The organism is Streptomyces sp. NBC_00647, from assembly GCF_045207245.1.
In the GTDB taxonomy this organism is placed as follows: domain Bacteria; phylum Actinomycetota; class Actinomycetes; order Streptomycetales; family Streptomycetaceae; genus Streptomyces.
On the sequence record NZ_CP109040.1, the window covers coordinates 3,886,576 to 3,907,917 of the forward strand.

Consider the following 21,342-nt stretch of genomic DNA (forward strand, 5'->3'; position numbering starts at 1 on the left):
GGATTGTCGATCCATTCGGAATGCTTACATCCATGCAGACTGGCAGTATTAATTCTCTTCCAATTCTGATTCCTGTCGAATTATTACTGCGGTCCGCTCAATGAGTGGATTCCCGGCCCGGGTCGGCGTGCTGCACCGACGTCCCGATTCAGCCCTGTACGCCTTGGACGTCATGTGAGCCGATGAAAGGCTGAAGAAGATGTTCGGGCGAAGGAGATTCCTCATGGCCGGCGCCATGGGGAGTGCGGCCATGTTTCCGCGAGGTGTTCTGGAAACGCAGGCGCATGCGTCGCCGGGTCACGGGACGGAGTCCGCCGACACCCCGCATACCCCTCCGCTGAAGAAATACGTCGACCCGCTTCCCAGGCCGATGACAGCCATCCCGGATTCTTCCGTCTATCCGGGCGCCGACTTCTACGAGATCACGATGCGGCAGGACTCGTGGCGCTTCCACCGGGATCTCGGACCGGCGGACGTGTGGGGCTACTGGGCCACGAACCCGCGCGATCCCGACAACGCGATCGGGATGGGCTATCTGGGACCGACCATCAGCGTGACCAAGGACCACCCGACGGTCGTCAAGTACCGCAACGAGCTGCCGACCACCCACCTGTTCCAGTTCGTGATCGACGCCATCCGCAACGGGGACCCCCAGCTCACCCCGGTCGCTCCGCCTCCGTACAAGAGCGAACCGCCCTTCCCCCCGAACGTCAACGTGTGGAACGTCGTACACCAGCACGGCGGTTTCACCGCACCGCAGTCCGACGGCATGCCGCTGCACTCGTTCAGCCCGGACGGCGTCCACGCCGAGTCCTACACCACCCTGGACCCGAGCCGGGTCGAACCCAACGAAGCGATCTGCGGCTACACCAACCACGACCGTTCGTGCCTGCTCTGGTACCACGATCACGGCATGGGAATGACCAGTGTCAACGTCTACGCGGGACTCGCCGGTCTCTACGTCATCCGCGATCCCGCCGACAACCGGCTCGGGCTGCCGCGCGGCCCGTTCGAGGTCCCCCTCATCCTTCAGGACCGGACCTTCCACCGGGACGGCTCGCTCGCCTACACCATGACCGAGAGGGAAGGCGAGGACACCCCGGTCGTCAACGGGAAGGCGTACCCGTTCCTGGCCGTCGAACCGCGCCGCTACCGGTTGCGCATTCTCAACGCCTCGAACGAGCGTTTCTGGCGGCTGAGGTTCGACGTACCCAGGGACGTACTGCTCCAGCCCACACTGCCCTTCTGGCTGATCGGCACCGACGGCGGGCTCCGTACGCCGTTGCGCATGCTGAACTTCCTGATCGGGCCGGCCGAACGGTACGACCTGATCGTCGACTTCAGCCAGATGCCCCTCGGCACGAACGTCACCCTGACGAACTACAACGCGCCGGTCCACTTCCCCGGCGGCGGCGGACCGGAAATCTCGGAAGTCATGCAGTTCCAGGTCACCGAACGGCTGTCCGGCGGCGCGGACAGAACGACACCGCCCGATGAACTCGACCTGCCGGCGGTCGCACCCATCGAGGTGAAATCGCACACCCGTCGACGGGAATGGGTCCTGTACCAGCACAAGCTCTTCGGCACCATGACGTTCAACGCGGTGCCCTTCATGGAGCCGTCCCAGGATTTCATCAAGGCGGGCTCGACCGAGATCTGGGAATACATCAATCCCAACCATGACGCCCACCCGATGCATGTCCACCTCGTCAACTTCCAGGTGCTGAACAGGCAGCCGATCGACGCGGCGGGCTATCAGGCGCAGTACGAAAAGTGGATCGACGGCGGCCGCAGGCCGGAGGACCGGCCGGCATTGGCGAACTATCTCACCGGCCCACCGATTCCGCCGGACCCGGACGAAGCGCATTCGGACAAGGACACGGTCAAGTCGTATCCGGAGACGGTGACCAGAATCATCATTCAGGAATTCACCCCGCCGACGGACACCCTCGCGTCGATTCCGGACAGCGGCACCGAGTTCCCGGCGACGTACGTCCATCACTGCCACATCCTCGAACACGAGGACGACGACCTGATGCGCCCATGGACGATCGTCGGCCACGGCGGCCACGACGGTGGCGACCACGGCGGCGGCACCCACGCGGGCAGCACCCACGGCCACTGACGGAAGTTCCTTGCCCTCGCCGGGCCGACGACCGATGAGTTCCGGAGCCCGGCGGGGTCTATCTCCGCACAAGCGAAAGCCGCGTACGAGCTCTGTGAGGGGACCATGACCACCCACGCACTGCCACCCGTCGTCGACGCCGCAACTTGGGAGCGCCAGCTCCAGGCACTGCGCGCCCGGGAGAAGGCCGCGACGCGGGAACTTGACGCCATCGCCGCCGAGCGTCGCCGCCTGCCGATGGTCGAGATGCCCGACTACACGCTCGAGGGCGAGCACGGCCCCGTACGGCTGGCGGACGTATTCGAAGGCAAGAGGCAGCTGATCGTCTACAACCACATGTGGTTCGCCGGCAAGACATGGCAGTGCCCGGGCTGCACGGGGTTCACCTCGCAGTACACCCGCCTGGAGTTCCTGGACAACTACGACGCGCGATTCGTCATCGTCACCCAGGGCCCGATCAAAGAAGCACTCGCCTACAAGGAGCGGGTCGGCAATCGGATGGCGTGGTACTCGACCGCCGACAGCTCGTTCGGGGCCGACGTCGGCGCACCGCCCGACGGAGGATTCGCGGTCAACGTGTTCCTGCGCGACGGCGACACCGTCTATCGCACCTGGCACACCGACGGCCGAGGTACCGAGCAGCTCGGTCACACCTTCGCGCTGATCGATGTCCTCCCGTACGGACGGCAGGAGGAATGGCAGGACTCGCCCGAGGACTGGCCCCGGTCGCCCACCTACAGCCGGTGGGCGACGTCCAAGGATCTCGCTGCGCTCTACGGCTCGGGCTCCGGCGGCGGCTGAACCGATCCGGGCCGACGAGCGGCGAAGCGACCACGGCGGCCGGCGCGGCGGCGACCGGAAGGCGAGGACCCTCGCGGCTCGCCTTCCCGCGGTGGCGTGGGTACGGATGCACGCCACCGCCGGGCAACAGAATCACCCGGGTGGGCTGAAAGCCCCGTACCGGGGCACTCGGCTCCTGCGGCACCAACGGGTGCCGCTCCCCCGAGGGAAGGAGAAACCCGTGTACATAGGTCTGGGAACCGTCGTCCTCATCATCGTCATCATCGCTGTCGTCATGCTGCTGCGCCGCGGCTGACCCGCCCCCGCCCGCCGCCCGCCGCCCGCTCAGCCGTGAACCACAGCCGGCCCCGAACCCCCTTCTCCGGGCCGGCACGGTCACGATCGCCGGAGGCCGATGGCGGTGCGGTGAGAGCCGCGCGGTCAGGACACCGGCCACCTCACCACCGCCGAGAGCCCCGGACACCTCGGAGTACCCCGATGCGTCGGACAGCCTCCTCGATCGTCAGCCAGTCGTCATCCAGCTCTCCGACGCCTCTCGTCAGGAGGGAACGGTGACGAGGCCGGGGTAGATCCTGGCGGTCCGGTCGTTCATGTAGTCGTCTGCCTGGCGGCCGGTCGCGGTCCTGGGGTCGAGGTCGGGGACGTGCCCGGTGTACTTGGTGTCCAGCGTGATGGCGACACCGAGCAGGTACTGACCCAGCGGGGGAAGCGGCTTGTCCAGCGGCACGAGCGGAACCGCCGACTGGGGCGCGGGTCGGGGCGTGATCTCGGGCCAGTCCTCCTGCGGGCGGGGAGTGGCGCGGGTGAGGACGGGGGCGACGCTGGGAGCGGTGGCATCGCGGGCGGTCAGCGGCGGACCCAGTGGCCAGCGGTCCCGCAAGGTCGCGATCAGGGACGTGTTGCGGTACGGGCCGCTCATGACGGTGCGCGGGTCGATGTACGCGGACACGGCCAGGGTGGGGATGCGGACTCCGGCCCGGTCGAAGCGGAAACCCATCTGACCTGCCGGGGCCGTCGGATCGGGCGGGTCCACCCGGGGCGGCGGCACATGGTCGTAGGTGCCCCCGTGCTCGTCGAAGGCGACCAGGAACAGCGTGTTGGCGAAGTGGGAGCCACCGGTGCTGGAGGAGGCGCGCACGGCGTCGTAGAGGCGGGCCAACAGTTCCTCGCCGCCCAGGACCGAGGACGGCGAGTCGGCCGCCACTCCCGGGAACACCGCGTCGACGGCGGGGTGGTAGTCGTTGTGGGCGTGGATCAGGCACGGCTCGATGAACGAGTAGGCGGGCAGGGTGCCGCGTTCGGCGTCGTCGAAGAAGTCGTCGAGGGTGGAGAAGCGGGTGGCGAAGAACCGGGACAGCCGCGCGGCGTGGATCATGCCGGTCGCCGACATGCGCATCCCGGGGTCGACGTAGACCCGCCAGGTCAGGCCCGCCGCCTCGAGCCGCTCGAAGATGGTCTCCGCGTCGTTGTGGAGGGGGAAGTTCTCGTACGGGGCGTTCACCACGAAGCCCGACGAGGTCGCCGCGTGGTAGAAGGACCGGTTGGTGAACGTCTGCGAGGGGACCTCGCAGTGCCAGTGGTCGAAGGTGGCGAACCCACGGGCGATCGCCGAGATGACCGGCACCTGCTCGGGGGTGTAGCCGGTCATGATCTGCGCGTACTCCTCGTAGCGCGGCTGCCGTCCCCTCTCCGCGGTGAACGCGCTCATGTAGTCCGTGACGAACCCGTCCATCGTCGGCGCCGTCCCGGGACTGCGCGGCGCGTTGAACGGGGCGGTCATCCGCTCGGACATGACCCCCCGGTTGCCGGCCGGGTCGATCAGGCTGAAGAGCTGGGTGTTGACGTGGGTGAACTCCTCCCCCGGATCCGGATTCGGGGCGTCCATGACCGCCGAGATCCCGTACGGCACGACCTCACGTTCGAGGCCGTGCTCGGCCCACAACGGGATCGGGTTGCCCAGGTCCTTGCCGATCACGCCCTCGAACGAGGCGACCTCACCCGGCTGATACAGCCGGCCGAGCAGATTGTCGAAGGACCGGTTCTCGAACATCACCGACACGACATGATCGAACCTGGGCCCGCTCCCGGCTCCGGCCACGACGCACCTCCCGCGGCGACCACCAGCAGACTGCCGAGGTTCGGCAGAGCGCTGGCCCACCTTCCTCAATCGTGATGGATCGGCTGATTCCTGGCTAATCAACAGAGATCCATCGAGAGACCGGGCCCGAATCCGCAGGTCACCATCCGCTGACGGTGGACTTGATCAACCTGCGACTGCGACCCGGCCGAGATCCACCGATGAAATCCGCCGATGAGTTCCGCCGGCCGCGCCGGTCTAACAGGACGTACGCCATCGAGCCACCGACTGGAGACCCACCATGACCACTCCCGCACACCCCGGCCGCATGCTGTTCGTGAACATCCCCGTAGCGGACCTCGAGCGCAGCAAGGCGTTCTTCGCCGAGCTCGGTTTCAGCTTCAACCCGAAGTTCACCGACGAGACCGCCGCCTGCATGCTGGTCGGCGAGCAGGCCTTCGTCATGCTGCTCAGCCGCGAGAAGTTCGCGGAGTTCGCGAAACTGCCGATGGCCGATCCCACCACACACACGCTGGCGCTGTACTGCTTCAGCGTGTCATCCCGCGATGAGGTCGATACGGTCACCGCCGCCGCGCTCGCGGCGGGCGGTTCCGAGGCGGACGGCGCCGAGGACTACGGCTTCATGTACTCACGCAGCTTCTTCGACCTCGACGGCCACGGCTGGCAGATCATGTGGATGGACCCGGCGGCGGCGGAGCAGGGCCCCGAGGCGTTCGCAGCATCGGTGCAGGACGCCGACGCCCCGGCCTGACCCACCGCGTTCCCCACGTGCGCCGTCGTCGTGCGGCCGACCGCCACGCCGAGAGCCCCTCCCGGTCCGAGAGGGGCTCTCGGACCGGGAGGGGCTCTCGGACCGGGAGGGGCTCTCATACGCCTGGAACGAGCCCTCAGCATCCATCTGCGGGCTGACAACTCCAGGGATCCGTCGGCCCGGTGCCCTTGGCTGTCCCCTGAAGACCGCTGTCCTACGGGAGGCCGCCGACGGGGACCGTCAGCGCGGTCGCCTCGGCTTCTGTCTCCGGGGTCACGTGGCTGTCAGGGGTGCGGAAGCGGTAGAGCAGGAGCAGGGCCACGGCGGGGACTACGAGGTAGAGGAGCAGGACGGTCAGGGCCTGGGTGGTGCCGTGGCCGTCGAAGTAGATCGTGTTGCGGAGCAGGATGTAGGCGTTGCGCGGTGGCAGGTACGGACCGATGGCGCGCCAGAACGCCGGGAGGTAGGGGACTCCGTTGGCTCCGCCCGAGGAAGGGTTGCCGAAGAGCATGACCACGATGACGGTCACGAGGGTTCCGACGGCTCCGAGGAGTTTTTGCAGGACGGCGGCCACGAGGGCGACCACCGCGATGATCAGGGCGAGGATGGGCCAGACGATCCAGAATTTCTGTGCCGGGTAGCCCTTGAGCCAGGTGCAGACGACGAGGTTGACCAGCAGCGCGGCGAGGACGGCGAACCCGGCGAGTGCGGGCAGGCGCCAGCGTCCGACCGAGGTGCCGGTCGTCGCTCTGAGCATCGTCGCGGCCATGTATCCGCCGACGAGCAGCGGGACCAGCATCAGCGACTCGACCAGCCCGAAGGGGTCCTTCTTCGCGAGCGGATGGGGTGCGTACTGCTCGACGTGGAGGGGCTGCCGCAGCTTCTTCGCGGCTTCCTCGAAGTTGCCCGCCAGGTCGAGGGGCGCGACATCGCTGAGGGTGGGGACGACGAGGAGCGTGTTCGATGTCGTTCCGGGGATGATGGCGCCGTAGATCTTGGCCTGGTCGATCGCGTCCTTCACGGCGGTTTCGTCGGAGTACTGGGTGACCTTGAGGGAGAGGTTCTTGCGGGCCGCGTTCAGGATCGGGGACGCTCCGGTGGTGCCGATCGGGAGGTCGGTCGCGACAGGCTCGTGCGCGGAGCTCATGTAGTTGACCGTGAACAGGCACTGCATCACCGCGGCGACGGCCAGAGCGGCCAGGACCGCGACGACAGGGCGCCGGGAGGACAGATCGGGTGTGGAGCCCGCCCGGTGGGAAGGAGCCCCTTTACCGACCTTCTTGACGGGTCGCCAGCGGCCCAGAAAGCCGATGACGATGCTCCCGGCCAGCGCGTACAGGCCGAGCACGATGAGCGGCGTGATGATGTTGTTGCCGTCGAAGTAGATGACGTTGCGCAGCAGGGTGATGCCTTGCTGGGGCGGGAAGACGGCGCCGATGTGCTGCCAGTAGACGGGGAGCAGCGAGACTCCGACCCCACCGGCGGCCGAGCCGCCCACGATGATGAACAGGGTCGCCACCAGGAGGGTGCCCAGCGGTCCGACCAGACGTTGAAAGGCCGCGGCGGCGAGGGTGACGGAGGCGGCGATCAGGATGAAGCACGGTAGGAGCGGCCAGAAGTGGCTGTTCTCGTAGGCGCCGATGCCCGGTCCGGCGATGAGGTCGGTCAGGACGGCGCCGACGGTCGAGTAGCCGAGGAGCATCGCCACACGCCAGGGCGCGGCAGCCGTTTTGGTCGCTTTGAGCACCAGGACGGCGGCGAGATAGCCGCCGATGAGCAGCGGGATCAGGAGCAGTCCGGAGACCCCGCCGAGACGGTCGCTCATCGGCAGCGGCTTGACGGTCTTCACCGTCAGGGGCCTGTGGAGCTTCTTCGCCACGTCTTCGAACGCGGCTTCCAGTTCCACCCGGCCGAAGAAGCTCTTGGCGGGGACCACGATCAGGGTGTCGCTCTTGGGGCCGGGCAGATAGGCGCCATAGAGCTTGCTCTGGCCGATCGCGTCGAGCACGGCGGACTCGTCCGGATAGCTGAGCCTCTGAAGCGACACCTTCGATGTGACGGCGTCCACGACCGGGGACGCGCCGGTCACGCCGATCGGGGCGTTGCGCAGCACCAGCAGTTGCAGCGAACTGACCAGACAGAGCGCGAACAGGCTCTGCAGGACCAGCACGACCCCGAGCCCGACCAAGATCTTCTTCATCACGGGACCATCACCCGCCCCAACCGAGCGCGCGGCCCGGACCACTCTCAGGACGGCCGAGCTTGCGCCGCACCGGCGGCCCGGGCCTCGAGGAGACGCCTCCGACTCTGACCTGACAGCTACGTATCGCGCTCATATCGGCACGCTACGTACACCCCTCACGATGAGCACGTCGAGCGCGGCAGATGAGTAGCCAGGCCGGGTCCCGACCCGATCCTTCGCCTTCACGCCACGGACGGCGGCCCAGCCGCGATCAGCGATCCCGGGCCAGAGGGGCTACATGACCAGGTGGGTCGATCGGGCCGGACGGCCTGGACCAGTCGCCGCCGCCCGCCTCCGCGCCACCCGACCGGGCCTCACGAGCGGAGGCGGCTCAGTTCAGTCGCTTTCCCATACGCGCTGAATACTTCTCCGTGTCCTTCGTGTGCCACCACTCGAACAGGTGGGTGCGCACAAGGAATCCGAGGTAATTCAGGGTGTCCTCAGTGAGGTCTCCGCTGACCAGACTCGCTTCATGGCCCTGATAGTCGAGTGAGACTTCCCAGAGCTGCCCCGAGACACCGACCTGGATTTCCAGAATCAATTTCGGGAGGACGGACGGCACCTTCACTTCCAGGATCTCAAGAGAGGTTCCTCCTCCCTCACTCTGCAGTCCTGAAAGCTTGCGGGCGAGTGCTTCACTCACTTGCTCCGGGGTGGCCATCGGATCCTCTCAGCACATCGCCTTCGCGCTCGCCGAAGGCATGGCTACGCGAACAGCTGCCGAAGCCCGTTCTCCGCAGTTCGGGCGGCATTCGGCGCCCGTGTCAGCGAACTGCTTGCCGCCACCGGGGGCAAGCGACTTTAGAGCCACATCCCACTCTTCCGGACCGCCAAACACCTTACGGAGCGACTTTGGCCGGGAGCTGCTCTGGCGCGAGTGATCATGGCCTCGTAAGCTTCCGGCGCGCCGGGCAGTCCGTGGACCTGTAGAACAACTCGCCAGCGAGCCCCCTTCCCGGTCAGGGAAAGGGGCTCGCGACCACACAGTCATGCACAGGCCGATACGGACCTCAGTGCCTCGCTCACGTCAGTGAGAGTGACCGCTCGCCGCCGGCGCCGCGTTCTTCACCGTCAGAGGCAGCAGCTTCTTGCCCGTCGGGCCGATCTGGATCTGGGTGTCCATCTGCGGCTATATGCCAACAAGCCCTAAACCGCTACCGTGCTGGTCATGGCGAAGCGAACAAGGACGCGCACCGCAACTGACCGCAGCCAGTACTCGGTTGAGGCCGAGTGGACGACAGCAGACTTAGCCCTGCTGAGAGAGCTGAAGAAGGCTGAAGCACTCTTACCCGACGACGCCCCACGGGCCCTGTTGTCTGTACGGCTTTCCGTGCTCACCGACGACACGACGTCACCCGTCCGCCAGGAGCTCGATCTCCGCAAACTGGCCCTGGACCGCGGCTGCCGAGTCGTAGGAGTGGCCAGCGATCTCAACGTGTCGGCGATGAAGGTTCCGCCGTGGAAACGCAAGGAGCTCGGGGACTGGCTCAACAACCGGGCGCCGGAGTTCGACGAGATCCTCTTCTGGAAGCTGGACCGCTTCGTGCGACGCCTGACCGACCTCAGCACCATGATCGACTGGTGTCTGAAGTACGGGAAGAACCTCGTCTCCAAAAACGACTCGATCGACCTGACCACCACCGCCGGGAAGATCATGATCACGATCATCGGCGGCATCGCCGAGATCGAGGCAACCAACACGAGCACCCGCGTCGCAAGCCTCTGGGACTACACGAAGAGCCAGAGCGACTGGCTCGTGGGCAAGCCCACGTACGGGTACGAGACAGCGGAGGCCGAAGACGGCAGGGTCACGCTCGTCATCGACAAGGACGCGTACCGAGCACTGCACTGGTGCCGTGACGCAGCACTACGACCCAAGCCCGCTTCCGCCCGCCGCATGGCCAAGGTCCTTGTACGAGCCGGCTACTGCGGGCCGGGACTGACAACATCGACGCTGCTCCGTCGCCTCAGGAACCCCGCACTCATGGGCTACCGCGTAGAAGAGGACAAGAACGGAGGCGTACGCCGCTCCAAGACGATCCTCGGCGACGACGCCCAGCCCATCCGCGTAGCCGAGCCGGTCTTCACCGAGGAGCAGTTCAAGAGCCTTCAGGAGGCCCTGGACCGCCGAGGGAAGAACCAGCCCACCAGGCAACCCGGCGGCGCGACGAAGTTCCTCGGCGTGCTGATCTGCCACGACTGCGGCTCGAACATGGGCGTGCAGACGAACCAGGTCAAGGGACGGTCGTATTCGTACCTACGCTGCGGCAAGTGCAAGGCCGGCGGTCACGGCGCCCCGAATCCCGATGAGATCTACAGCAAGCTGGTGGGCGACGTCCTGAAGGTTCTCGGGGACGAGCCGGTCACGACGCGTGAGTACCGACAGGGTGCCGAGGCCCGCAAGGAGCTACAGCGCCTGGAAGAGGCCACCACCTACTACATGACCGGGCTGGAGCCCGGGGGACGCTTCACGAAGACGCGCTTCACCAAGGAGAAGGCGGAGAAGACGCTGGACGGCCTAATCAAGCAACTGGAGGCCATCGACCCGGAGTCGACACAGGACCGGTGGGTCGCCGTACACAACGGCAAGACGTTCCGTAGCCGCTGGGAAGAAGGCGGCATGGAGGCCATGGCCGCCGATCTGCTCCGGGTGGGCGTCAAGTGCGAGATCACGAGGAGCAAGGTGCAGGGCGTACGCGCTCCGCACATCCGCATGAAGCTCATGATCCCGAAGGACGTACGGGACCGCCTGATACTCAAGGAAGACGACTTCGCGGAAACCTTCTGACACAACAAGAGTGCATCAGCCTGCCTAGCACCTCAGTGATCCGCGATCATCCCAAAGGTAATTAACGGATCCTTGAGCCCATACCCGACACCCAGGCACCCTCCGACCAAAACCGCACTGCGGTCGCAACCGCGATACCGATTTGCGAACTCCTGAAATCGGGATTTCGCGACGCCTTTCGAGCAGATAGCTCTTGACGCAGAGGCTGAAGTTCCATCTCGGCCATCGATTCGTCGGCCCACTTTTCGGTCCACACGTAAGGAAGGACAGGCGAATCATGGGCATTCATCACGGACGCTGCACCATTTGGCAGGCGACAACCAAGCCAGGCAGCAAAACGCTCGGCGTCATACCAGGATACATGGGTGATGGGATCGCCGTCCGCCGCATCAGGCGATGGTCCACCATGCTCACTCAAATGCCCAGCCATCTCCCCCTGAGGCTTCCAGCGATCACGAATTCGCTCTTCCGCAGGATGGATGCCCCACCCCATCCCGTCTCGCCACTGCGTATCGGCGAGAAATTCCTTAAAATCTCCAACCGTCACGACTCTGAGTTGCTCACGGAGCATCCTGGGACCAGGGTTTCTGGCACGGAGGAGTTGGGGGACCAAGAATCGATTAACATTCGAATCATATAGCAGGTTCAGTCGCGAAAGCAGGCCAGCTTTGTTGGACTGGATTTCGGAGGCCAGATACCTGGCCAGAAAGAACTCCTGCCATGAAAAGTGACTGAACCTCAAACGACCCAACTGATCAAAACTCAGAAATCCTGCAAGTTCGGCAATCCTATCCAACTCTGGCGAGAATTGCACGGATCGCGCGAAAGAAATTGAGCGCCCTTCTAGATATGAGAGAAGGTGTGACCATTCTCGACGATCGATCCCTTCCAGAATGGGCACACTTCGCTTCCAGGCAAAAGTTACTTGCTCATAGATTTGGTCCAAGGATAGCTCGCGCACCTTACCATGAGGGTGCCGCCCAAGGGTGATGAGAAGCTGGATCAACTGCGGTGTGAGTTCTACCGGAAGGGGCCAAGCGACACCGGCAAACCATCCATCCGAAACACCCTGGAGGCGCAGAAATTCTTCAGCGTCATCCACTTCTACAGGGTCTAGGCCTAGCAGCGTCGATGTCACCGTATCGGGACTGATCACCTGACGAATTGCCCACTCGGTCTCCTCCATGAGAGCGCGCCGCTCAACTACATGGCGGGAGTCTGAATAGTTGAGTGCAACTGCGCGACAACAAACGATGATTCGGACATTCGACCCTAGGGAGGCGAAGGCCTGTTGCAGTACGTCACGCGGCGAGTCGAATCCAGTAGTCGTCAGAGCACCTACTTCATCTAGGTCATCGAGGATTACTACAGCATCGAGTTTCCCGTCCTCGATTCCTTTCCTCACCTGCAGAGGAAGCGGTGGATAAGAAAATCCCAGCAGATGCGTATCCACTTCGACCGCCGAGCCCCTGTTTTCTTCCGGCACCGCGAAAACTCGACGCGCGGACACTCGCACAGGTACGGGCCCGTCCAGCTCCAGGGCTAGTTCATTTGCCAACCACTCGGCAAGCATCGACTTTCCATATCCAACCCCACCCACGACGGTACCCAGGCGCTGCGCGGAGGTCAGCCAGCTCCGCAAAGCCTCGCGGGAATCGGCAATGCCGTGAGATGGCCGCCAGACTGTGAGCGGCAACGAAGGATCTCTGAGAGTATTGCGACAAACCTCGCGAACACTCGTACGGTAGACGGTCGCCTCACGGTCGCCATCATCGTCCTCATCGTTCCTGGCATCGGATTGCGCGTTCCACGAGCGCCACAAATCCTCAGCCTTTTCCTTTGCAGGGCGCTGAATCGGGCGGCTCAACGCCCAAAGCGTCGTATAGACCTGCGGCCATTGCGTGATTCGGCTGCCCGCCAAGAGACGCCGGAGGGTAGATAGAGGTACTTCCACAGGTTCTGCATGCGGCCCTTCCAGAGATCGCAAGTCCTCCGCCCGGTGATCCATCTCTAGTTTCTTTGTGATGGCCACTATTTCGCGGAGCGGCGGTTTCCCAGCCGCCTCGCGCAACTCGCCCAACAGGTCCGCGACGGAGCGCGCCGAACTACTCCCGCTTGCGGAGTTTTCTGGTCCCACCACCAGTCCCCTACCTGCAGTCACCGGTCCAAGTCATGCCTGTTCCAAGATAGCGGCGCGCGAGCCACTTGTGCCGATCCGTTCCAGCTTGATCCAAAAATGCATGAAACAACCTCGGACGTGGTCGTTTTGACATGCGAGAACGCTCTCGCGAACAGCGAATGATCCGTAACTGACACCGGAGGGGTGAAAGGTGTGACGCAGGGACAGAAGCGAGCAGGATGGGTCGCCACGGCGTTGAGTGCCACCGCAGTGGTCTGCGGGCTCGTGCTGGGGGATGTACTGGATCCCGACCGCGCAGCTGCGGCTGCGACGGTCGCCGGGGCAGGGGTCGCCGCCGCAATCCGCATTTATGATCGTCGACCCACTGCTAAAGAAAGGTCCACCGCGCCGGCTCCGACTGACGGCAGGCGGCCAGGCACATCGGCCGAGGAGGACGACGAGTAGCCACACGCTGCTGATGCAGACGTGCCGTAACTGAAATCGGTATCCGTCTGCATCACGAGAACCACGCCCTGGCGTCGAACGGCTCCTCTGTGCCGTCATCGTCAATGATCACTATCTCGCTGGTGATCCGACTCGCACCCTTGTCATCGGCCTTCCGCAGCGGTGCCGAGGTTCCAGGCGGCTCAAGTTGAGGCGCCTCAGCCATCGCCGTCACCCCCTGCCTGTCTAGCCTCCAGGCCAAGACGGAGTGACTCCGTGAGGTCATCAGCGATTCCCATCGCTATGAACGCAGCGCCGGGAGTATGGCCCGAGCCGACGTAGCGCCACTGCCGTTCGGTGATCACGTTGGGCATGTCGACATAGCCCACGTGCCGGGCGCGTTCAGCGCGTAGCGCTGCATACGTGGTCGAGTAGGCGCGAGATTTGGTGAGGATGTGGCCGCGGTAGCCGAGTGTGTGGGCCCAGGCTCGGAGGCGGAGGGATTCGTATTCAGGGAGGCCACCCAGGCTCCAACAGGTGCGCATCAGCGTGCGAACGTGGTCGCTTACGGGTGCAGCCTCGATGTCGCCGTCGGTAGTGACTGGATAGTCGGTACCGGTACCGGTGTCGCTCGCGCCCTTGGTGACGTACTTGGCCACATACGCGGCCACTGCGTCATCGTCCAGGCCGTCGCCGTCTCTCACTAGTGGCCGAGCGTCGATTTGGGCACCCCAGCGCAGCGTCAACTCACCGACGGCACGGCTATAGGTCGTACAGACCATGACCCGGCAGGCGGATGCCCGCACTGCATTGATGAGCCGTTCCGCAGTACCCCAGGTCGGAGGTTCATCGGCCGCCCCGTTCGGGCCGTCGAGTCGGACTACGGCGTGCACGTGGACGGCAGCACGCTTCTGGTACTCGGCGACACGGGCGAAGGACAGCCGGGCGTGCCGGGCGAAATGGGACTGTACAAGGCCCGCGGAGGAGGCGAGGCGGCGGCGGACGTCGATGACGAATCGGTCCCACAGCTTGGAGGCGTGCGCGTGCCACAGCACGTGGGCTGTGTAGTCGTAGCAGTCGGGGCACAGCGGCCGGCCGACGACCGGCGCTTCTGGGGCGTGCACCGTCCCGCAGCCGATGGGGCGTCCGTGTTCGCAGGTGCCGCCATCGCGACGGGGGCGGCACCGCTCTCCGGCGCGGTGGACGGGGCCGAAGGACGGAGCAGTGAGGGTGACGAAGAGCCGGGGACGGTAGCGGACCGATTCGGGGACGTTCTTGCCGCCGAGAAGGCCGGCGCGGACCAGGTGGAAGGTGTCCCCGGCGTGCAGGCGAGAGCAGGCCGGACAGACGGTGGCGCGGCGGTTGCGGCAGCGGACGAGGAGACGTTCGCCGGGTTCGTCGCGGGTGTCGTAGTGGTGAAGGATCTCGCCGGTCGCACCGTCCAGGGTGGTGGTGGAACCGGAGAGGTGGACGGGGTGGACGCAGCCGCCGGTTGCGGTTATCTGCTCCAGCCAGCGGGGGAACTTCGGGTCTTGGGCGATGCGGATGGCATCGCGGTCTGCTTCGGGGAGCTGACGCAGGCGCGCCGCGCGGTCGAGAACGGCGCGCCTGTCAGCCGGGGTGAGTTCCGGGGTGATGGTGGTGGCCTTCCGGGGTGGGCCGCCGAGACGGCACGGGTGGTGGTTGGTGGCGCGCTGTCGGTCATGGGGATCGCTCCCTTGCGTGGTCGGGCTGAGGGCGGATGGGTCAGCGGATGGTTCCGGTGCCCCGGCAGACGCGGCAGCGCCGTGTCCGTCCGGTCCAGGTCTTGCGAGCTCCGTCGCCCTTGCAGTGCGGGCACCTCACGCGAGGCATAGGCATAGCCGTGCGTCCTTCCTGATCAGAAGTGGGCGAAGCCGGTGAGGATCCAGGTCATGAAGCCGTTGATGGTGAGGCTCACCGGGGTCTGGCCGAGGTACATGCCGAACAGGGCGATGCAGACCGCTTCCCAGATCCGTACGTCGCGGGAGCGGACGAGGAGGAAGGTGATGACCCCGAAGAGCAACACGAGGGACACGGCCGTACCGGCGCTGATCACTTGCCGTCTCCTTCCAGGGCCGCGAGCGCTTTGCCGAGGCCGGGCAGGTCGGGTGTCATACCGGCGTACTTGCGCGTGATGGACACGGCCTCATCGGTGGGGGTGAGGTGGGAGCGGGCGCGGCTCCAGCCGCCGTCGGGCCCGGTGCACACGGCCACGCCCCGTTCCTGTGCGCTGATCGACTGGGCGACGGCCACGGCGTCTTTGTTGAGGTCGCCCAGGGTCATTTCGGCGGTGCCGGGGTCGTTGACGCGGTGGCAGATCCGTCCGCCGAGTTGGGCCCGCAGGGCGGTGACGCCGGGGCCGAGGTCGGAGCCGACGCGTTGGCCGGCGACGACCAGGTGGATGCCGAGCGCGGCCCCGAGCTGCGCGAGGCGGAGCAAGAGTGTGGAGCACTGCTCCGCCTCGGCCTTGCCGTCGCGGGTGCCGTCGGAGAGGTACAGCTCCGCGATCTCATCGACGATCACCACCACGGGTATGGGACGCAGCTTCTCCGGGAGCTCCCAGATCGAGCGGGCCCCGGCGGTCCGGCACGCGCCCATTCGGTCCTGCATGTCGACCACCAGGGCCGAGAGCACGGCAACGGCCTCACGTCGGCAGGTGGCCAGTGCGCTCAGTCGTCCGGCGAACAGGCCGAGTTCCATGCCGCCCTTGCAGTCGATGCCGACCAGGGCGACCCGCTGGGTGGCGAGTTGGGTGATCAACCGAGCCAGCAGGGTGGACTTGCCCGACCGGGTGGCACCGACAATCAGCCAGTGCGGCACCACGCGCAGGTTCATCACCCAGGCTCCGCCGCTCTCCAGGACGCCGATGAGCGCGGAGAGGAGTTCGGCCGGAGCCGTGGCTAAGCCGGGCCGCTCCAACGGATCGCTGGCCGTCGCGGTCAGCAGCACCAGGCCCCGTTCCGGGGAGGTGACCCGGACCGCGTGGACCTTCCAGGCGTGCACCAGCGCGTCCGCCGCCTTCATGTACGTCGCGGGGGTCTGGCCCGCGTGCAGGCGCACGGCCACCGTCAGGCCGAGGCGATTCGCCCTGGGGAAGGAGCGCCGCGGAGTGAGCGGCCGTAGCGGGTCGCCCTTCACGACCAGGTCCCCGAGAAGCCCACGCGACGGACGGTGGGAGACGGCGAGATCGTTGAGCAGGGCGACCTTGCGCCAGGTCAGCAGCACCCGGCACGTGGTGGCCGGGTAGCCGATCAGGTACCAGTGCCAGGCCGGGCGGTGCCGGCGCAGCAGGTCACCGACGACGAGCAGCCAGGCCAGTACGGCGAGTGCGAGGGCGAGCAGGATCGGCCCCATCACGCGTCACCGCCCTTCGCGTGTGCCGCAGGGCTGCCGGGAACGGGGGTGATTGCGTCGGCCCGGAAGCTGACGCCGTGCCGGTCGCCCATCGACCACATGAACGCGGTCAGTCCGGTGACCTTGACGATCTGTCCTTCGTCGATGCCCTTGGGCTGGCCGCTCACGGCGATCTCGATGACGGAGATCCGTCGCCCGTCCTGCCGCACGGTGACGGCGACAGTCCAGACCGGGTTGCCGTCCCGGTCCCTCTTCACCTCCTGCGTCTCGAAGTTGCTGATGTTCGCTTCGGGTGTGATGGCGCACCGCAGTACGCCCAGTCGTGCCGTGTCCACGGGAATGGACTGCATTGCATGGCCTCCTTGGCCAGTCGGGACGCCCGACGCGTTCGGACGTCACTTGTCCTTACGAGTTACGACTATGCGGCTCTGTACGGCGAGGGTGCAACTACTTATGCTGACGAGTGATGTCGCGCGTGCGACGTGCCTACGACCTCACCCGGAGATGCCGAGATGACCGAGATCCAGCGCCCCGGAGCCCTCTACCAGCAGGTCGCCGCCGCGATCCGCGAAGCGATCCTCACCGGCGAGTACGAACCCGGTGCCCCGCTCCCCTCCGAGGCCCAGCTCATGGAGCGCTACAAGGTCTCGCGCCCCACCGTCCGCAACGCCGTCGCCGCCCTGCGCGCGGAAGGCCTCATCGACGTCCATCACGGCAAGGGCAGTTTCGTACGCTCCGCCAGCGGCCCCGTCACCGCGATCTCCCGCCACATCGGCAAGACACCGGCCGGGCACTTCAGGCTGTACGGCGTAGCCACGTGGCAGCAGGCCGAGGAACCGCACACCTACCGCACCCACACCACCCAAGCCACGGCCCATCTGCTGGGACTCCAGACAGAAGAAGCCCTGTTCGGCTGTGACCAGCTGCTCACCGACCCGGACACCGGAGCACGGGCGATGCTCCGGACACTGATCCCATTCGCCACCGTCGAAGCCGTATCCGATCTCGGCAAGAGGCCGGACGCCGCCCCCGCCGCGATCTACAGCATGCTGACGGCGGCCGGACACGAGCTGTGGTGGTCGGAGTCGGTACGGGCCCGCATGCCGCTGCCCGACGAACGCACCACTCTGCGCCTGCCCGACGCGACCCCGGTCCTGTACATCTCCCGCGTCACCTGCGGCACCGACGACCAGGCCCTGATCCTCGAAGAACTCCGCATCGGAGCAGCCCGCACCGAACTCACCTACCGGATCGACGCCGACAACTAGCCCGCGCGGCACTTCGGCAGCCAAGAGCGGATGGCGATCGGTCGAAACAGTCTTCACTTCCTCAAGGGCGCGCCTGCGGCGCGCCGGGCAGCCCGGCCGCCCCGGCCGGGCGTGCGGCGTGGCCGCCGGTCCCGTCCGGTCGCCCGACTGCCCGCACCACAGCACGCCCAAGGAGTCGAGGCATCGACCCACCGGAACGGGCCGGGGCCCGCGGGGCTGGGGGTCGCCGGCCGCCGAGACTTTAGACAGCTCCCATGGGGCGAGCCTCGAAGAACAGGGGGCCCATCGGGCACACCAGCGGGCAGGTCCAGTACCTGCCCGATTCGCCGGGCCAGCGTAGAGCCCCCTGTTCACTCGCCCCATGGCAGCTACCGTCCAAAGTCTTAGCGACCGACGACGTGCCCACGCGCGCCACTCACCAGCCAGAGGACGCCTCACGCCGCACCACCGTCGCCGCCCGAGATCCCCTCCAGGAGCACGGAAAGCCGGTCCGCCGCGTCGAGCCGGCCCGCCACCCGCACGACGCCCCGCCCGCTCTCGTCCGTCGAGGCAACAGCCCGCACCTGCGACAGCTCGAACCCTGCCCCGAGCAGTGCCCGGTTGAGCCGGTCCGCAGCATCCCGCGCCGCACGCCAGCCCGCGATGTAGTCGACGCCGGACACCCACAGACCGCAGTCCGCGCCCTCGACGTCGAGACCGTCGCTCAGCCAGTCCTCACCCGAGCCAGTCACCTTGCCCACCTCTGCCCTGATCTAGGTAATGGTTCGTCAACTTCCTTTGGTCCAGGGCAGAACGCAGCGCAACGGCCCCGGTACCATCAGGCACCGGGGACCGTCGCGTCCCCTCCCGGACCACCCCAGTTGCTGTCCAGGCGCGGGGGTGGTCCGGTCTCGGTATGAGGTTGTGAAGCGCGGTCCCCTAGGAGCCGGGTGGGGAACCCGGAGGATCAAGCCCAGGAGACCGCGCCCCGTTGGCCGGAGATAGAGCTCCGGCCCCGAGCCGCCACCCACTCCCGATCGCCAGGGAGTAACGAGGGGCCGACGGCCCGGAGATCGTCAGATCTTGCTGTCTCCTGGGTCGCTGTCCAGGTCGAACCGACACCACACGGTCTTGCCGCCCGGCTCCCCAGCCGTCCACCAGACCGCCGCGGCCAGGCGCTGAACGATCAGTAGCCCCCGGCCGCTGTCCGGTAACACCGCTTCCGCCAACTCGCCTATGCGACGAGGGGAGAACGTCTCTCCCTGCGGCGTGAGAGGCGGTGTCGAGTCTTCGTCCGTGACCCCGATGAACAGCCACTTCGGCCACAACTTGAAGGTGACGTCGATACGCCGATTCCCACCGGGATGAGCAAGGCACCGGTCCGGCACTGCATGGTTCAGCACATTGCCGACGAGTTCCGAGACGATCAACCGTGCATCGTCAACGGCAGCGACCGCGCCAGCGCCTTGAAGGAACGTGGCAGTCATGTCGCGAGCAACGCGCAGCGTGTCGGGGAACTCGGCGAAGAGCGTCAGCGTCAAGAAGTGCCCGGCCGAGGACGCATCGGGCGCCGCGTACCAGTGAGCGAAGGCATCCAGCTCGCTCACCACGTGCATGTGCTGCGCCGCTTTTCTCGCATCCATGCCACAAGCCACCATCTCTGGTCACGTCTACCGGGGCTTTCCCGGCAGGGTGGACAGAGGATGCACCTCCTGTATCGGCCGTCGCTCCCCCCTCTTGGGGACCCCCTGCGTGGGTACACTCGCAGAACGGACACAGAGTCAACATCAGGTCAGGTCAGTCACAATGGGGAAGTGAAATGACCGAAGCTGCTCCGACGCCGGCTGCGTTGCCGCCGCACGTGCTGGAACGCGCCGATGTGCGCTCAGCGATCGCCAATCACGACACGCCAAGATCGCCGAGGCGATCGGCTACAAGCGCGAGCACATCGGCAAGATGGCCCGGCCGGAGACCGACGGCAAGGGCGCTCGACCACGGATCACGCAGCACCGCAAGATCCTCGAAGTGGTGGATGGACTGCGCATTCCAGGCCACCTTGCTGGCCTGACTCCACGCCCGTGGGAGCTGGAGCGAGGGACGGCCATCTCGGTTCCCGACGACCCAAGCACGCTGATTGCCCAGGGTGGTTCAGGGCTGCGGGACGTCGCTGAGGTGTTACGGCGAACCGAAATGTCCAACATCAACAGCGCAGCACTGGAGTCGATCGAGCAGGGCATCGACCAATTGGCCCGCGCCTATCCATATGCGGATGCCGACTACCTCCACGATCGCACCCGGAACGGCTTGCAGTACGTCACAAAGCAGCTTGAAGGTCGAATGACGCTGCGTCAGCACCGCGAGCTCCTCGTAGATGCAGGATGGCTCTTCCTGCTGAACGCATGCGTTCAGTACGACCGCGGGCAGCGGGAGGCCGCCAACCTCAGCAAAGCCGCAGCGCTCCGAATCGGCGACGAGGCCGGACACGGCGAGATCAAGGCTTGGGCATGGGAGATCGAGGCATGGTTCGCTCTTACCCAAAGCCGCTGGACTGACATGCTCGACGCCGTAGAGGCTGGCCACTCCGCGGACCAGTCACACTCAGTCGGCGTACAGCTCTACGCGCACAAAGCGCGCGCTGCCGCCCGCATGGGAGACGCCCGGCTCGTCCGCGACTCCCTCGACGCCGGACGCGCGAGGTTGGACCGATTGCCCCGCCCGGATCACCCCGAACACCACTTCATCATCGACCCTGACAAGTGGGACTTCTACGAGATGGACGCCTACCGGCTACTCGGAGACGATGAACGCGCCGCTGTTCACGCCCGGTCCGTGATCCGCATCAGCACCGGACCCGACGGAACCGAGATCTCCCCCATGCGCGCTGCAGAGGCTCGCCTCACTCTCGGAGTCGCCGCCGCCCGCACCGGGGACATAGAGGAAGCCGTCGGCCTAGGCACCACGGCCCTTGCAGCCGATCGCAGGTCACTTCCCTCCCTGCTTTTAGTCGCCAACGAACTGGACAGGGAACTCCGTTCTCGCTACCCCCGCGAGACCGCCTCGCGCGACTTCCACGAGCGCGTCTTGACCATCACGCGAGGCGCAACGGCACCGGAACTTCCCTTCTGACCATTCACGCCGATCGTCCGTCAGAGGGGTGCGGACCCCCTTGCGGATGTCGGGAGAGCTCCGCTGTCACAGCCGCACGTACGTTCATCATGCTGGGCCGTCTGCCCACCCGGAAGTCCCTATCGGTGGCGACGTCCGTGTCGAGCCTCCAGCCCGGCGTCCAGGGCCTGACCCTCTAGATACGTTACTGGCAGTTCCGTTATTGTTGGGCCCAGGCCGGTAGTCG

Annotated in this window: 17 protein-coding genes; 6 read left to right on the top strand and 11 right to left on the bottom strand. The window is 66.1% G+C overall.

Annotated elements, in window-relative coordinates:
• Positions 1-370 precede the first annotated feature (370 nt).
• Together OG788_RS17055 and OG788_RS17060 are read left to right on the top strand one after the other, a co-directional pair.
• Positions 371-2,125, top strand: coding sequence for a multicopper oxidase family protein (locus OG788_RS17055; protein WP_406371765.1), 1,755 nt, complete (start codon positions 371-373; stop codon positions 2,123-2,125).
• Between the two features lie 105 nt (positions 2,126-2,230).
• Complete coding sequence (locus OG788_RS17060; RefSeq protein ID WP_406371766.1) at positions 2,231-2,926, top strand: DUF899 domain-containing protein; 696 nt, start codon at positions 2,231-2,233, stop codon at positions 2,924-2,926.
• Between the two features lie 538 nt (positions 2,927-3,464).
• On the opposite strand, the gene OG788_RS17065 is transcribed toward OG788_RS17060, so the two are convergent.
• A complete protein-coding gene (locus OG788_RS17065) occupies positions 3,465-4,985 on the bottom strand; it encodes an alkaline phosphatase family protein (RefSeq protein WP_406371768.1) in 1,521 nt (506 codons plus the stop codon).
• 319 nt (positions 4,986-5,304) lie between these two features.
• On the opposite strand from OG788_RS17065, the gene OG788_RS17070 reads away from it, so the two are divergent.
• Entirely contained in the window at positions 5,305-5,775 is a 471-nt protein-coding gene (locus OG788_RS17070; protein WP_406371770.1) for a VOC family protein, read from the top strand.
• 214 nt (positions 5,776-5,989) lie between these two features.
• Here OG788_RS17070 and OG788_RS17075 read toward each other — a convergent pair whose 3' ends face one another.
• Both OG788_RS17075 and OG788_RS17080 read right to left on the bottom strand, forming a co-directional pair.
• A complete protein-coding gene (locus OG788_RS17075) occupies positions 5,990-7,975 on the bottom strand; it encodes a hypothetical protein (RefSeq protein ID WP_406371772.1) in 1,986 nt (661 codons plus the stop codon).
• A 373-nt stretch (positions 7,976-8,348) separates the two neighbouring features.
• Positions 8,349-8,678 carry a hypothetical protein gene (locus OG788_RS17080; protein WP_406371774.1) on the bottom strand — a complete coding sequence of 110 codons (330 nt, stop codon included), beginning with the start codon at positions 8,676-8,678 and terminating at the stop codon, positions 8,349-8,351.
• Positions 8,679-9,185: 507 nt separating this feature from the next.
• On the opposite strand from OG788_RS17080, the gene OG788_RS17085 reads away from it, so the two are divergent.
• Entirely contained in the window at positions 9,186-10,805 is a 1,620-nt protein-coding gene (locus OG788_RS17085; protein ID WP_406371775.1) for a recombinase family protein, read from the top strand.
• 61 nt (positions 10,806-10,866) lie between these two features.
• Here OG788_RS17085 and OG788_RS17090 read toward each other — a convergent pair whose 3' ends face one another.
• The 5 genes from OG788_RS17090 to OG788_RS17110 form a co-directional block, all read right to left on the bottom strand.
• Positions 10,867-12,726 (bottom strand): SUMF1/EgtB/PvdO family nonheme iron enzyme, encoded by a 1,860-nt coding sequence (locus tag OG788_RS17090; protein WP_406371777.1) that lies wholly within the window; start codon positions 12,724-12,726, stop codon positions 10,867-10,869.
• A gap of 860 nt (positions 12,727-13,586) precedes the next feature.
• On the bottom strand, positions 13,587-14,948 hold the full coding sequence (locus OG788_RS17095) for a replication initiator (protein WP_406376776.1): 1,362 nt from the start codon (positions 14,946-14,948) through the stop codon (positions 13,587-13,589).
• Between the two features lie 299 nt (positions 14,949-15,247).
• On the bottom strand, positions 15,248-15,445 hold the full coding sequence (locus OG788_RS17100; RefSeq protein ID WP_406371779.1) for a hypothetical protein: 198 nt from the start codon (positions 15,443-15,445) through the stop codon (positions 15,248-15,250).
• Complete coding sequence (locus OG788_RS17105; protein ID WP_406376777.1) at positions 15,442-16,743, bottom strand: FtsK/SpoIIIE domain-containing protein; 1,302 nt, start codon at positions 16,741-16,743, stop codon at positions 15,442-15,444. Before OG788_RS17105 ends, OG788_RS17100 begins: the two co-directional genes overlap by 4 nt.
• Entirely contained in the window at positions 16,743-17,093 is a 351-nt protein-coding gene (locus OG788_RS17110; protein WP_406371780.1) for a hypothetical protein, read from the bottom strand. The genes OG788_RS17105 and OG788_RS17110 overlap by 1 nt, the downstream gene beginning before the upstream one ends.
• Positions 17,094-17,255: 162 nt before the next feature.
• Here OG788_RS17110 and OG788_RS17115 point away from each other — a divergent pair, with 162 nt between their 5' ends.
• Positions 17,256-18,011 carry a GntR family transcriptional regulator gene (locus OG788_RS17115; RefSeq protein WP_406371782.1) on the top strand — a complete coding sequence of 252 codons (756 nt, stop codon included), beginning with the start codon at positions 17,256-17,258 and terminating at the stop codon, positions 18,009-18,011.
• Between the two features lie 434 nt (positions 18,012-18,445).
• Here the strand turns inward: OG788_RS17115 and OG788_RS17120 are convergent, their stop codons facing one another.
• The 3 genes from OG788_RS17120 to OG788_RS17130 form a co-directional block, all read right to left on the bottom strand.
• Positions 18,446-18,742, bottom strand: a complete 297-nt coding sequence (locus tag OG788_RS17120; protein ID WP_406371784.1) for a hypothetical protein — start codon at positions 18,740-18,742, stop codon at positions 18,446-18,448.
• A 324-nt stretch (positions 18,743-19,066) separates the two neighbouring features.
• Complete coding sequence (locus OG788_RS17125) at positions 19,067-19,633, bottom strand: ATP-binding protein (RefSeq protein ID WP_406371785.1); 567 nt, start codon at positions 19,631-19,633, stop codon at positions 19,067-19,069.
• Positions 19,634-19,889: 256 nt separating this feature from the next.
• Positions 19,890-20,045, bottom strand: a complete 156-nt coding sequence (locus OG788_RS17130) for a hypothetical protein (RefSeq protein WP_406371787.1) — start codon at positions 20,043-20,045, stop codon at positions 19,890-19,892.
• A gap of 135 nt (positions 20,046-20,180) precedes the next feature.
• On the opposite strand from OG788_RS17130, the gene OG788_RS17135 reads away from it, so the two are divergent.
• Positions 20,181-21,116 (top strand): XRE family transcriptional regulator, encoded by a 936-nt coding sequence (locus OG788_RS17135; RefSeq protein ID WP_406371788.1) that lies wholly within the window; start codon positions 20,181-20,183, stop codon positions 21,114-21,116.
• Positions 21,117-21,342 lie beyond the last annotated feature (226 nt).

Coding starts and splice junctions, on each gene's coding strand:
- OG788_RS17125 (WP_406371785.1), bottom strand. CDS start 19,633: ATGGATGCGAGAAAAGCGGCGCAGCACATGCACGTGGTGAGCGAGCTG.
- OG788_RS17075 (WP_406371772.1), bottom strand. CDS start 7,975: ATGAAGAAGATCTTGGTCGGGCTCGGGGTCGTGCTGGTCCTGCAGAGC.
- OG788_RS17080 (WP_406371774.1), bottom strand. CDS start 8,678: ATGGCCACCCCGGAGCAAGTGAGTGAAGCACTCGCCCGCAAGCTTTCA.
- OG788_RS17055 (WP_406371765.1), top strand. CDS start 371: ATGACAGCCATCCCGGATTCTTCCGTCTATCCGGGCGCCGACTTCTAC.
- OG788_RS17070 (WP_406371770.1), top strand. CDS start 5,305: ATGACCACTCCCGCACACCCCGGCCGCATGCTGTTCGTGAACATCCCC.
- OG788_RS17085 (WP_406371775.1), top strand. CDS start 9,186: ATGGCGAAGCGAACAAGGACGCGCACCGCAACTGACCGCAGCCAGTAC.
- OG788_RS17115 (WP_406371782.1), top strand. CDS start 17,256: ATGACCGAGATCCAGCGCCCCGGAGCCCTCTACCAGCAGGTCGCCGCC.
- OG788_RS17110 (WP_406371780.1), bottom strand. CDS start 17,093: ATGCAGTCCATTCCCGTGGACACGGCACGACTGGGCGTACTGCGGTGC.
- OG788_RS17135 (WP_406371788.1), top strand. CDS start 20,181: ATGTCCAACATCAACAGCGCAGCACTGGAGTCGATCGAGCAGGGCATC.
- OG788_RS17105 (WP_406376777.1), bottom strand. CDS start 16,743: ATGGGGCCGATCCTGCTCGCCCTCGCACTCGCCGTACTGGCCTGGCTG.
- OG788_RS17060 (WP_406371766.1), top strand. CDS start 2,231: ATGACCACCCACGCACTGCCACCCGTCGTCGACGCCGCAACTTGGGAG.